Genomic DNA, 12,600 nt, shown 5'->3' on the forward strand with positions numbered 1-12,600 from the left:
CCTAAACCCGGCGCAGCAGCACCTTGCCGCCAAGCGCAAGGAACCCCGCGAGCAGTCCCCAAAAAGCCGCGCCGAGGCCGAACAGCGCAAGGCCCGATCCGGTGGCGAGGAAGGTCACGATCGCTGCATCGCGATCCTCCTTGACTGACAGCATCGTTTCCATCGTGCCGATCAGCGCCGGAATGAGCGCGATGCCGGTGAGCGTGACGATCACGGCTTCCGGAAGCGCGAGGAACAGGCGGACGAGTGCAGGCGAAAAGAGCGCAAGCACGAGATAGAAGCCCGCGTACAATATACCCACCACCCAGCGCAGGCGCCTATCGGCATGTGCATCGTCGGTGGTGCAGATCGTGGCCGTGATCGCGGCAAGGCAGACCGCATGTGCCCCGAACGGCGCCGTCACCAGCGAGGTCAGCCCGGTTCCGACGATCAGCGTGCGGGCGTTTGGCGTGTAACCCGCTGCCTGAAGCACGACGAGGCCGGGCAGGTTTTGCGAGACGAGCGAAACGAGGAAGAACGGCACGCCGATGCTGAGGATCGTGCGGATATCGAACGCAGGCATCACGGGCGTCAGCGCGCCGAACGTCGCCCCGGGTGGAAGCGGGGCAACGTCGCCGCGGACAAGTGTGATCGCAATCCCGGCCGCAAGGACCAGAAGCAGTGCGTAAAGCGGTACGCGTTGACGCGCGAGGAGGAAAACCGCCACGAGCAGCACGACGAGCAGGGGGTCGGTCGCGCCCGCTTTGAAAAGCCCAAGGCAGAAGGGGAGCAGAACGCCGGCGAGCATCCCCGACGCAACGGTCGTGGGAATGCGCGTGGCGAGCCGTCCGAGCGCCGGGACCGCGCCCAGCACCACCATCATCAGGGCGGCAGCCAGAAACGCGCCGATCGCTGCGGGCCATGCGATCCCGGGTGCTGTCGCGGCGAGCAGCGCCGCCCCGGGCGTAGACCAGGCGAGCACGACGGGCATCCGCAGTTTCAGGGAGAAAAAGCCGCCGGTCAGCGCAATGCCGAGGCAAAGCGCGGTGAGGGCGGAGCCTGTCTGCTCGACCGATGCGCCGAGCACGCGCATCGCCTGCACCACGAGCGCGACCGTTCCGCCGAATCCGATGAGGGCGGCAATGAGGGCGGCGGACCATGCGGGGACAGGTGGCAGGCGAAGGCTCATCCCTGCCAGCTAGCAGCATCTCCGGGTTCTGCCAGCCCTGTTTGCGTCTGGCTCAGGGGTAGCTGATCTCTTCGCCCGCGGGGCGCTTCTTCTCGGCGACCACGGGCACAATCGGTGTGCTGAGAACCCTGGCGGCCTCGGTGCTTCGCACGGGTGCGCGCTTCGGTGCCGTGCTGCGCTGAACCGCCGGACGCGCGGCTTGCGGCCGTGCGCTGGCAGGTGCTGCGCGGCGAGGCTCGACGCGCGCGAGGCGGGCGTCGACCTGTTTCATCACGACCGACGGCAGCTGCTCGGCCATTTGCTGGTTGGCCTTCACCGCCGCGGCCAGCGCATTGATCTGGCCATCGACCGACTGCGGCGAGGCTGATGCCGCAGCGAGACCGGGGCGCGTCGACAGTTCGTCGATGGCGTCGCGCTGTTGTTCCATCAGTGTCTGGAGCGCATTCAGTTTAGCGATCACATCCTTCGTCGATCCGGCGCTGCTGGCGTCGGCGGCGATGCTCGCCGCGCGCCAGGACTGGACGGCGGCGATGGTGGACGTGAGCACGCAGACACCCAGACACGCGGCGATCGCCATGCCGGACCGGGAGGGCTTGCGCGAGGGCGGCGCGGCGGCTTCGGCCGGTTTCGCTTCTGCAGCGGGTGCTGCCGCCGGGGTCGGCGTAGGCTCCGGAGCCGGAGCTTCGGCTTCAACCTCCGCGGGGGCCGGCTCGGGCTGTGGTTCCACCTTCGGCTTTGCCGCCTGCGGCTCTTCCGCGTCGAACGTCAGCTCCTCGTCGTCATCGTCTTCGGTTGCCACGGAAAAACCCCCAACGTCTCTGGTCTTCAAGAAAACGGCCCCGGCGTTCGGATGAGCGCCGGGGCCGAACCCGTACTAGCTTACAACGCTAACCCTTAACGAAGCAGCGACAGCACGTTCTGCTGCGTCTGGTTCGCCTGAGCGAGCATGGCGGTCGCCGCCTGGCTCAGAACCTGCGAGCGGGCGAGGTTGGTGCTCTCCGCCGAGAAGTCCGCGTCTTCGATACGCGAGCGGGCTTCGGTGAGGTTCGTCGAGGTCGTCGTCAGGTTGCTGACGGTCGATTCGAGGCGGTTCTGAAGCGCACCGAGATCGCCGCGGCTCGAAACGATCGAGTCGATCGCCTTGTCGAGGACCGTGAGCGCCGCAACCGCAGCTTCCTGGCTGCTGATGTCGAGCGTCGAGGTCATGTTGGCGCTGCCGCCCTGGGCGACGAAGCCGATCGCCGCCGCACCGGCACCTTCGACGCGGACGCCGCTACCGTCGACCGAGGTCAGCACGATGCTCGTGCCGCTCACCGTCGCCTTGACGCCCGTGTTGTCGCTCGCCGCGTTGATCGCCGTCGCCTTGTCGGCCGCAGAGGCTGTCGCCGAAGCGCCGATTTTCACGCCGTTGATGACAAGCGCATCTGCCGCCAGCGCCGCACCGGAAACCGCGCCGCCCGAGAAGGACACGCCGTCCGCAGCCACGTTGAGGCCCATCAGCTGCACGTCGGCGATGGCGGTTGCCGCCGTCGAGTTGGTGCCGACGACCTTGATGTCGCTGCCGTCGTTGCTCTGCAGGCTCACGAAGCCCTGGTAGGTGCCGGCCGTGAAGCCGCCAGCCGCGGTGCCGCCGACCGTGATCGCCTCGCCGGTCGTGTTCGACAGGGTGATCGTCTTGTCGGAGTTCAGCGTCGCGGTGACACCGAAGTCGTTGCGGTTGATGTTGGCGACCAGTTCCTCGACGCTGGCGGCCGCACCGACGGAGACGCCGCCGATGGTGATGTCGCCCACGGCGAACTCTTCAGCCGTGATCTTGGCGCTGGTGACGTTGTTGGAGGCGGTGGCCTTCACGCCCGTCTTGTCGCTGTTTTCGTTGATCGCGGCGGCAAGCGCTTCGGCGGTGTCGGCGGTCGGCACGCTGCCGAGCGCATTCACGCCGTTGAACGTCACGTCGCCAACGGCGAGACCCGAGACGGCGCCGACGCGGCCCGTCGTGATCTGGCCCGGCGCGCCGCCGCTCGTGAGACCGAGCGCGTTCGAGGACACGTTCACCATCGAGATGCCGACCTGGTCGCCAGCGTTGACGCCCGTCTGCAGCTTGAGGTCGGTGACCGAACCGTCAAGCAGCTTGAGGCCGTTGAAGTTCGCCGTCTTCGAGATGTTGTTGACTTCGGCGAGCAGCTGGTTGGTTTCCGCCTGCAGGCTCGAACGATCCTGAGCGCTGAACGTGCCGTTCGCCGACTGCACGGTCAGCTCGCGGATGCGCTGCAGGATGTTGGTGACTTCGCCGAGTGCGCCTTCAGCCGTCTGCGCCATCGAGATGCCGTCGTTGGAGTTGCGGATGGCAACGGCCATGCCGCGGATGTTGGCGGTCATGCGCTGCGAAATGGCGAGGCCGGCGGCGTCGTCCTTCGCGGAGTTGATGCGCTTGCCGGTGGACAGACGCTCCATCGCCTTCGACAGCGAGGATTCAGCCATCGCAGCGCCGCTCTGCGCGCGAAGGGCCGAGATATTCGTATTGATGACAGTCATGGCTCTCTCTCTCTTTCCCGCTCTTAATAAGCCGGCTCAGCCATGCGCCGAAGGTGGCGAAGCATCTGCCGTACCCCAGTTCACGACCGATGCGCGGCAAAGTTTAATCACGAAAATTTGCGTGCTGCTTTCCGTCGGATTTCCGACGTCGCTCCGCATTGGGCATGTCCGGATTTCGACGCGTGCGCCGCCACGCCCCTGTTTTCCGCGATTGGCACGGCGGTTGCATTGCAGTGCCGGCTATGACGATCGATGCAAAAGGCCTTCTCGCGATCCGCTCCCAGATCCTGGAGCGGAACGACGTGCTTTCCCGCGCCGGCACGCCGCAGGCCGCGACGAAGCCGGATTTCGGGAACGTGATGCAAAGCGCGATGCAGGCTGTGAACACGCAGCAGACACGCGCCGCCGAAGCCTCCGCCGCCTATGAGCGCGGCGAGACGACGGACATCGCCGCGGTGATGCTGCAGCGCCAGAAGGCATCGATCGGCTTTGAGGCGACACTGCAGGTGAGAAACCGCCTGCTGACCGCCTACAAGGACATCATGAACATGCCCGTCTGATTTCGCATTCTGACCCCGTCCAACTCTCCAGAAAAAGACTGACGAGCCCCATTCATGAGTGACGCCGCTTCATCGCCAGCCGTATCCGCGCCGCCGCCCGCCGCATCATTCGGTCCGGGGGTCGATCGTTTTCAGGCGCGGGTGAAGGCGATGCTCGCGCAGCCCGCTGTCCGCCGCAGCCTGCCGATGGTGATCGGCACGCTGGCGATCGCCGCGGTTGCCATGGCCTATATCCTCACGCGCACGCCCGAGATGCGGACGCTGTTTCCGGGGCTTGCCGAAGCGGACAAGGCCGCTGTCGTCGAGGCGCTGCAAGCAGCGGGGATCGCGCCCGGCATCGATAACATGACCGGCAGCGTGCAGGTGCCCGCCGGCGACTATCACAAGGCGCGGATGTTGCTCGCGGGGCAGGGGCTGCCGAAGGCTGCGGCCGAAGGTTATGCGCTGCTCGACGATATGCCGCTCGGCACCAGCCGCGCGATCGAGCAGGCCCGCCTGAAGCAGAGTCAGGAAAGCGAGCTTGCGCGCAGCGTCGCTGAAATCGCCGCTGTCGAATCCGCGCGCGTCCATCTGGCGCTTCCCGAACAGTCCGTTTTCGTGCGCGATCAGGCGCAGCCCACAGCTTCCGTATTCCTCAAGCTGTCGCCGGGCCGCGCGCTCGGCGAGGCGCAGGTGCGCTCCATCGTCAATCTCGTCGCCTCGTCGGTTCCGGGTTTGCCGGCGGATCGCGTCTCGGTCATCGACCAGATGGGCACACTGCTCACCCCCGATGCTTCGGGCGATGAATTCGGCGAAAGCCGCCGCCGCATCGCTTACCAGTCCAAGATGGAAAGCATGTACCGTGAGCGGCTGCTCGCATTGCTGACGCCGATCATCGGCAGCGACAACTTCACCGCCGAAGTGCATCTCGACCTCGACTTCACCGAGACCCAGCAGACGAACGAGGCGTGGGACAAGGACAACGCCGTCATCCGCAGCGAACAGGGATCCTCGCAGTCGAGCGGCGGCGAACTGGCGCCGCGCGGCATTCCGGGCGCGCTCTCGAACGTCGCGCCTCCGGCCGCGACGGCGGCAACGCCGGAACAGGCACAGGCGCAGAATCCCGCCGATCCCAACGCTGCCCCCGCCGCGCCACCTTCGGGCCCGCGCAGCGAGAGCTACACGCGAAACTACGAGATCGGAAAGCAGGTCTCCGTCACCAAGGCGCCGATTGGCGAGGTCCGCCGTGTTTCCGCCGCCGTCGTGCTGCGCGAAAACGGCAAGGCGATGACTGCCGCCGAAACGAAGGCGATCGAAAAGCTCGTGCAGAGCAGTATCGGTTTCAACGCGGAACGGGGCGATCTCGTCGCCGTCACATCGCGGCCGTTCGTCGATCCCACCGCGGAAACGCAGGCTTGGTATCAGGTCGATTTCCAGAGCAACGCCTGGATCGGCGACATCCTCAAGATCCTAGCGGCGCTCCTCATCTTCGTGGTCGTGTTCTTCATGGTGCTGCGGCCGTTTCTGAAAAAGGCCCTGGCTGCTGCCGATGCTGCGCCCATGCCCGGCGGCGGCGTCCTCGGTGCGCCGCGCTCCATCGTACTCGATGGCGGCGACCTGCAGACGATGGAAGCACTCAAGGCCCGCCTGAAGCCGCGCGGCGGCCTGCCGCCCGAGGTGCTGACGATGGCGAACAGCTATGACGACAAGGTCGCCGTGGTCCGCATGTTCGTCGCCGAGGATACCGCCCGCGCATCGAACGTCGTCCGCCAGTTGATCCGCAGTGAAACCGCAGCCCAGGGAAATGCCAATGAGTGAGGAACTCGCACTTGCGCCGCGTCATCTGTCCGGAACCCAGAAGAGCGCCATCCTTATGCTGTTGCTGGGTGAGGACGAAGCCGCTGACCTTCTGAAGCACATGGGTCCACGCGAGGTACAGAACCTCGGCCAGGCGATGTATTCGGTCGCCGATGTTGATCAGGACACGGTGAACGTGGTCCTTGATGAGTTCATTCTCGCCGCGCGCGAGCAGACCAGCCTTGGCCTTGGCACCGGGCCTTATGTGAAGAACGTGTTCGTGAAGGCGCTCGGCGAGGAGAAGGCGGGCAGCGTGCTCGGCCGCATGAGTTCCTCGTCGCCGCAGAAGGGCATCGAAATCCTCGACTGGATGGACGCGCGTTCGATCGCGGCGACGATCTCGTCGGAACATCCCCAGGTCATCGCGGCCGTGCTCTGCCATCTCGAGCCGGGCCTCGCCGCTGAAGTGCTGCAGCTGCTTCCCGAAGAGACGCAGCCCGACATGATGCTGCGCGTCGCGACGCTCGATTCGATCCAGCCCGACGCGCTCGCCGAACTTGAGCGCGTGATGCAGAAGCAGATCAAGACCAACGCCGCCGTGCGCTCCGCGACGGCAGGGGGCACGACCACGGCTGCGCGCATCATGAACTATGTGCGCGGCGGTGCGGATCGCCGTATCATCGAACAATTAACCACAATGAACGAGAATATCGGCCAGAGCATTCAGGATCAGATGTTCGTGTTCGAAAACCTCCTCGCACTCGACGACCGCAGCATGCAGACGCTGCTTCGTTCTGTGGACAACACGCTGCTCGTCGCCGCGCTCAAGGGCTCCGACGAGCGGATGCGGGCCAAGATGTTCGCTGCCATGTCGCAGCGTGCAGCCCAAAGCGTGCAGGACGAGATCGAATCGCGCGGGCCTATGAAAGTGAGCGAGGTACAGGACGCGCAGAAGCGCATCCTCGCGATCGCGCGCCAGCTCGGCGAAAGCGGTGCTATCATGCTCGGCGGTTCGGGGGATGATTATGTCTAGTGTTTTCAGTGCAGATGCCCGTCCCGTGGCACTTGCCGATCTGTTCGCACCCAGCCGCGGCGACTTCACACCGATGTTCGCGCCCCGGCCGGCGGGCGATTTTGTGCCGCGCCTGGATTTCGCTCACCCCTCGTCGGAATTCACGCGCGGCACAATCCACGAAACCATCGAAACGACCGAAGAAGAGCTTGCCGCCGCGCTCGCCGAAGCCGAAGCGCAGGGGCACGCCGCCGGGCTCGAGGCCGGCCGCGCGGAAGTGCGCGCCGAGGCGGAGCGCGCCCGCGCGGAATGCCGCTCGCTGCTGCGTAGCCTCGACGACGCGCGCGCGATCGACAAGGCTGCGCTGGGGCCGAAGCTGCGCCGCGCCGTGCTCGATCTCGTCGAGCGCATCGTCGGCGCACACGTCGCCGTTGATCCCGCGTTCGTCAACGGCTGCATCACGCGCGCGCTCGATACGCTGAAGGAAACCAGCGAGGCCGCGAAGCTGTTCCTGCACCCGGATGATCTTGCGGTCATCGATGATGGCAGCCTTAAGGACTACACGAACCTCACGCTTGCCGCGGATCCCGAATTGCAACGCGGCAGCGTGAGGCTCGAAGCCGGTGGCGGCGAGGTGGAGGACGGCGTCCGTCCGCGCATCGCCCGGCTTGAAACAGCACTGCGCGCGGCAGGCATCGCCGCGTGAACACGGCGACCGAGGATATTGCCGATCTGCTCGGCGGCATCGGCAGGACGCCGGTTGACACCGCGCCGCTCCAGATCGGGCGGCTCACCAGTTATGATGGCACGCTTCTGGAAGCCTCCGGCCTCGCGGCGCCGGTCGGCACCGTGTGCCGCATCGAAACGGCCAGCGACGAAGCGGCCGAGGCGGAAGTCATCGGTTTCAAAAACGGCCGCTGCATTTTGATGTCGCTCGGCCAGCGCGCCGACGTGCTTCCCGATGCGCGCGTGTTTCCGCAAAGCAACCAGTCGCGCGTCGAGGTGGGCGACGGTCTTCTCGGCCGTGTCATCGATGGTGCGGGCCTGCCGCTCGACGGGCTGGGGCCCATCGAGGCGGAGCGGGACTGGCCGCTCGTCGGGCGGCTGCAGAACCCGCTCGAACGCGCGCGCGTGACCGAAGCTTTCGACGTCGGCGTGCGCGCGCTCAACGGTCTCTTCACCTTCGGGCGCGGTCAGCGTGTCGGCATCATCGCGGGGTCTGGCGTCGGCAAATCGGTGCTGCTCGGCATGATGACACGCTATTCGAAGGCGGATGTCGTCGTCGTCGGGCTGATCGGCGAACGCAGCCGCGAGGTCACCGATTTCCTGGCGACCAAGCTGCACGGGCCCGCGCGCCAACGGTCGGTCGTTGTCGCGGTTCCCGCAAACCATTCCCCGATCATGCGCATCCGCGCCGCGCACCGCGCCACGGCGATCGCCGAATACTACCGCGGGCAGGGCAAGAACGTCCTGCTCATCATCGACAGTCTCACCCGCGTCGCGCACGCGCAGCGCGAGATCGGTCTTGCGCTTGGCGAACAGCCGACCGCGAAAGGCTATCCGCCGTCAGTCATCTCGCTGCTGCCGAACCTCATCGAGCGCGCCGGTAATGACGCGAAATCGGGTGGTTCGATCACGGCCTTCTACACCGTGCTCGCCGATGGCGACGACACCGTGGGCGATCCGGTCGTCGATGCGGCGCGTGCGATCCTTGATGGGCATATCGTGCTCTCGCGCAAGCAGGCGGAGCGCGGCGTCTATCCGGCGGTAGATATTGCCGCCTCGATCAGCCGCGTGATGAGCGACGTCGCCGAGCGGCCGCACATCCGCGCCGCGCAGATGCTGAAGCGCCTGTTCTCGCTCTACGAAGAGAACCGCGACCTTATTCTGATGGGCGCCTACAACCGCGGCAGCGACCCGGCACTCGACGCCGCTATCGCCGCTCAGGCGAGCCTCACTGCCTACATTGTGCAGGCCGAGGATGCGCCCGTCGACCTCACGGCGTCGGTCGCGGAACTCACGCAGCAGTTCGGCGAGCACTGAGTTGGCGGGGAAGGCGGATCGTCTCGCGCGTGTCGCGCGCATTCGCGGCCTCCAGAAGCAGCGCGCGCTTGCCGAGGAGGGCAAGGCTGCCGCGGATCTCGACCAGTTGCGCCAGATGCGCAACCGCATCGAGACACTGCGCCATTCCTACACGCCCGTCGCCGACGACGCGGCGGCCTTCGCGCTCAAGTCCATGGCACATCAATACGACCGGCTGGGCAAGGCGCTTGCCAACACGCTTGACCGCGCCGCCCGCGCCGAGGTGCGGCTCGAAGATGCCCGGCAGGTGACGCTCAGCGCGCATCGCCGCAAGCGCGCCGCCGAAGAACTCGCGGACCGCGCCGAGGCCGCCGAGGCCCGCGAGGTTGAAGCGCGGCTGGAACGCGCCGCACCACCGCGACGCATCACGCGCGCCTGAAGGGCGTCGCACCGACCCGCCCCAAAATGGCACGCTTATTGCTGAGTGTTCGCCTGAGTAAGCAATGGGGGTCAAATGTCCGTCACCGCGACTGGTCTTGGGGAACTTCTGGGGATGCCGGATTTGTCGGTGCAGACCGCCATCCGCCCCGGAATCCCGGCATCCGTGCCCGATTTCCTGTCGATCATGGCCCTGAAGGCCGCGCCGCCCGCCAAGGGCGCCGTGCCGGGCCTTCCTGTCGGACTGCCGTCGGCCGGCGACGGAAACCCGACGGCGGAAAGCGTGCAGGCCGTTCCCGTGCCGGGCGCAGCGCTCGACCAAACCGATGAAGGCGCCGACATGGCATTCGATCTCCAGCTTCCCGCAATGCCCGCGCAGCAATCGCCGGCGCCCGAGCCGAAAACGCAGAGCGCCCGCTTCGCGGCGATCGCGGCGCGGCATCGCCTTGCCGCTGACGCACAGCCCGAAACCGATACGGCGGTTCCCGCGCTCGACACGGATATGGAGAGCGACACGCCTGAAGCCCCGGCCATATCGCCGGAGGTCCTGGCCGCACCCCAGCCCGCTCCGCTTCCTGTTCCGCCCGCGGCCCCGGTGGTCGTGGCTGCACCAACGGTCGCGGCAGCGAACACTGTTTCACCGGATCAGGTGGAAGCCGAACCCGTCGTGGTTCCCGGTCGCGCCTCTCCCGATGATGCCGCGCGCGCGGCTCCGTTGCCGCAGGTAGCGAACGTGGCGGCCGATGCGGAAGCCGGGGAAGCGGCGCCCTTGCCCGCGACGAATACGAATGCCCCGGCCGTCCAGGCACCCGTCAAGCAGCATCCTGAGATGCCGATGCAGGCGATGCGCGGCGAAATGCGCGCTGTCGTCGAGGCGGCCGAAAAGGCCGATCCGGCGCTGCGTGCGCTCGTCGAGCGCACCGATTCCGAAACGCCCGGCACGCCCGCGCCGCTGCGCGAGGTGCTCCCAGCGTCGCAGACCGCACAGGCCGTGCTTGCCGCGATCCACAATCCTGTGGCCGAGACACGCCCGCAGATCGCGGATGTGGCGCACGGACAGATCGCTTCGAACGAGGCGCTGCTCAATGATCTGTTCATCGGCAACGCGGTCGAGGATCAATGGGTCGATCAGCTCGCCGCCGATGTGCAGACGCTGGTGAACGGCGACCGCCGCGAGGCGCAGCTGCACCTGAAGCCGCGCGAACTCGGCGATCTCTTCATCCGGCTGGAGACGAACGGCAATCAGGCGAAGGTGCATTTCACTGTGGAAACCGCCGCTGCGCAGGGTTTCCTCGCTGACGCCGCGCCGCGCCTCCAATCGATGATGGAAAGCCGGGGAGTTCGCCTCGAGGAGGCCTCCGTCGATGTCGGCAGCGGGCGCCAGGATCGCGGCGAGCAGCCACGCGAGGTGCCGACCGAGCCGTCGTTCGGAGGGCGCCCGCGCGGCGCCGCATCGCAGGCCGAAACCGTTCGCGCTATTGTTCGCCAGACCGCCATCGAGCGCTTTGCCTAGGAAAGATTGAAATGAGTGACACTCCCGCACCTGCCCCAAAGAAGAAGAGCGGCCTTGTCGGCAAGCTCATTCCCGTGATCGGCGCGCTCGTTCTGCTCGGCGGCGGCGCGGCGGGCGGCTGGTACGCGACGTCGAGCGGCCTCATCGGCGGCGGCGACCATGCGCCCAAGGAGGACAAGAACAAGCCGCAACTCGTCGAGCGTGAAGGCGCCGACGAGGAGGCGCCGGCGCAGACCGATGCCGATGGCGACGGTCAGTACGAGACGACCTATTTCGAGATGAAGCGCGAGTTCACCGCGAACCTCACCGATCCCAATCGCTACATTCAGGTCGGGCTCGGCGTCGCCACGAACTACGACAGCCGCGTGATCGAGGCGGTCGAGAAGAACGAGCCGGCGATTCGCAGTGCGGTGCTCGGCGTGCTCGGCGAGCAGTCCGCGGATCATGTCGCGACGGCTGCGGGCAAGGAAGACCTGCAACGCCGCCTGCGCGCCGCGATCAACAAGACGCTTCAGGACAAGGTCGGCTTCGGCGGCATTTCGCAGGTCTATTTCACCAGCTTCGTTATCCAGTAGGACACGCAATGAGTTCCGAACTCAATCTCAGCAAGGAAGAGATCGAAGCGCTGCAGGCGGGCATCGCCGACGGCAGCATCGCATCCGGCGCGGGGGTGATGCCCGATGGCGTGATCGCGCCGTGGAGCTTCGACAGCGGCGACGAGCGCGAGTTCGGGGATCTTCATGCGCTGCATATGCTGAACGAGCGCCTGGCGCGCGGGATGCGGCAGGTTTTCCAGCCGATGCTGCGCGTCGCGCCCAAGGTGGACTGCGGTCTCACCTCGCTCGAATCATTCGGCAGTTACGCCGAAGGCTTCGGGGATTTTCTCAGCCTCACCATCGTTCGCATGGAGCCGCTGCGTGGCCACGGCCTTGTGGTGATGAAGCCCGATCTCATCGGCGCGATCGTCGACGCGTATTATGGTGGCCGGGGCGAAGCGCCCGCAGTGCGCGCCAACGAGTTCACCGCCGCCGAAGACCGCGTGCAGCAATCGCTGCTCGGTCGTCTGTTCGCGCAGCTCGATGCGGCGTGGGCGGATATCTTCCACCTCCAGTTCAGCCGCATTTCAAGCGAAAGCCACCCGCAATTCCTCTCGTTCCTTGAAACCAACGACATGGTGGTGGTCACGCGTTTCCTCGTGCATCTGCCGCGTGGCGGCACGTCGGCGGTCGATGTTGTCTACCCGCTGAATGCGCTGAAGCCGCTGATGCCGCTGCTGCGCCTGCGCGTCATCACCGATCAGAGCGAGACCGATCCGAGCTGGAAAGGGCGGCTGAAATCGGCGCTGCTCGATGTCGAGCTGCCGGTGCGCTCGATCCTTGCGGAACCGACGATGTCGCTGAGCGCCATCATGGCACTGAAGGTCGGCGACGTCGTGCCGATCCATGTGCCCGAAGAGCTGCACATGCTCGTCGAGAAAACCACCTTCGGGATCGGTGCGCCCGGCGAGGCCAACGGCAACGCCGCGCTCAAGATCCGTTCCATTGCGCGTCCCCGCGCCACCACCAACCGATAATATTCC

Annotated in this window: 11 protein-coding genes and 2 pseudogenes; 9 read left to right on the forward strand and 4 right to left on the reverse strand. The window is 66.4% G+C overall.

Annotation, left to right across the window (positions count from 1 at the left end; genetic code table 11):
* Position 1: 1 nt before the first annotated feature.
* The 4 genes and pseudogenes from H2052_RS00255 to H2052_RS00270 form a co-directional block, all read right to left on the reverse strand.
* Positions 2-1,168 carry a benzoate/H(+) symporter BenE family transporter gene (locus H2052_RS00255; RefSeq protein ID WP_293776490.1) on the reverse strand — a complete coding sequence of 389 codons (1,167 nt, stop codon included), beginning with the start codon at positions 1,166-1,168 and terminating at the stop codon, positions 2-4.
* 52 nt (positions 1,169-1,220) lie between these two features.
* The gene (locus H2052_RS00260; RefSeq protein ID WP_293776492.1) at positions 1,221-1,967 is read right to left on the reverse strand and encodes a hypothetical protein; all 747 of its coding nucleotides are present in this window, start codon (positions 1,965-1,967) and stop codon (positions 1,221-1,223) included.
* 95 nt (positions 1,968-2,062) lie between these two features.
* Positions 2,063-2,326 (reverse strand): annotated as a pseudogene (locus H2052_RS00265) (flagellin); the annotation flags it as partial.
* Between the two features lie 669 nt (positions 2,327-2,995).
* A pseudogene (locus H2052_RS00270) lies at positions 2,996-3,700 on the reverse strand (flagellin hook IN motif-containing protein); the annotation flags it as partial.
* Positions 3,701-3,942: 242 nt separating this feature from the next.
* Between H2052_RS00270 and fliE the strand changes: the two are divergent.
* The 9 genes from fliE to fliM all read left to right on the forward strand — a co-directional run bounded on the left by fliE (position 3,943) and on the right by fliM (position 12,594).
* A complete protein-coding gene (gene fliE / locus H2052_RS00275) occupies positions 3,943-4,260 on the forward strand; it encodes a flagellar hook-basal body complex protein FliE (RefSeq protein ID WP_293776495.1) in 318 nt (105 codons plus the stop codon).
* A 54-nt stretch (positions 4,261-4,314) separates the two neighbouring features.
* On the forward strand, positions 4,315-6,057 hold the full coding sequence (gene fliF / locus H2052_RS00280) for a flagellar basal-body MS-ring/collar protein FliF (RefSeq protein ID WP_293776498.1): 1,743 nt from the start codon (positions 4,315-4,317) through the stop codon (positions 6,055-6,057).
* Complete coding sequence (gene fliG / locus H2052_RS00285) at positions 6,050-7,069, forward strand: flagellar motor switch protein FliG (protein WP_293776501.1); 1,020 nt, start codon at positions 6,050-6,052, stop codon at positions 7,067-7,069. Before fliF ends, fliG begins: the two co-directional genes overlap by 8 nt.
* The gene (locus tag H2052_RS00290; protein WP_293776504.1) at positions 7,062-7,754 is read left to right on the forward strand and encodes a FliH/SctL family protein; all 693 of its coding nucleotides are present in this window, start codon (positions 7,062-7,064) and stop codon (positions 7,752-7,754) included. Before fliG ends, H2052_RS00290 begins: the two co-directional genes overlap by 8 nt.
* Positions 7,755-7,771: 17 nt before the next feature.
* On the forward strand, positions 7,772-9,091 hold the full coding sequence (locus H2052_RS00295; RefSeq protein WP_293777205.1) for a FliI/YscN family ATPase: 1,320 nt from the start codon (positions 7,772-7,774) through the stop codon (positions 9,089-9,091).
* Between the two features lies 1 nt (position 9,092).
* Positions 9,093-9,509, forward strand: a complete 417-nt coding sequence (locus H2052_RS00300; protein ID WP_293776507.1) for a hypothetical protein — start codon at positions 9,093-9,095, stop codon at positions 9,507-9,509.
* A gap of 75 nt (positions 9,510-9,584) precedes the next feature.
* Entirely contained in the window at positions 9,585-11,021 is a 1,437-nt protein-coding gene (locus H2052_RS00305) for a flagellar hook-length control protein FliK (RefSeq protein WP_293776510.1), read from the forward strand.
* Positions 11,022-11,032: 11 nt separating this feature from the next.
* The gene (locus H2052_RS00310) at positions 11,033-11,596 is read left to right on the forward strand and encodes a flagellar basal body-associated FliL family protein (protein ID WP_293776513.1); all 564 of its coding nucleotides are present in this window, start codon (positions 11,033-11,035) and stop codon (positions 11,594-11,596) included.
* A gap of 8 nt (positions 11,597-11,604) precedes the next feature.
* Positions 11,605-12,594 (forward strand): flagellar motor switch protein FliM, encoded by a 990-nt coding sequence (fliM, locus tag H2052_RS00315; protein ID WP_293776516.1) that lies wholly within the window; start codon positions 11,605-11,607, stop codon positions 12,592-12,594.
* Positions 12,595-12,600 lie beyond the last annotated feature (6 nt).

The organism is Sphingosinicella sp., from assembly GCF_013911755.1.
Taxonomy (GTDB): Bacteria; Pseudomonadota; Alphaproteobacteria; order Sphingomonadales; family Sphingomonadaceae; genus Sphingosinicella.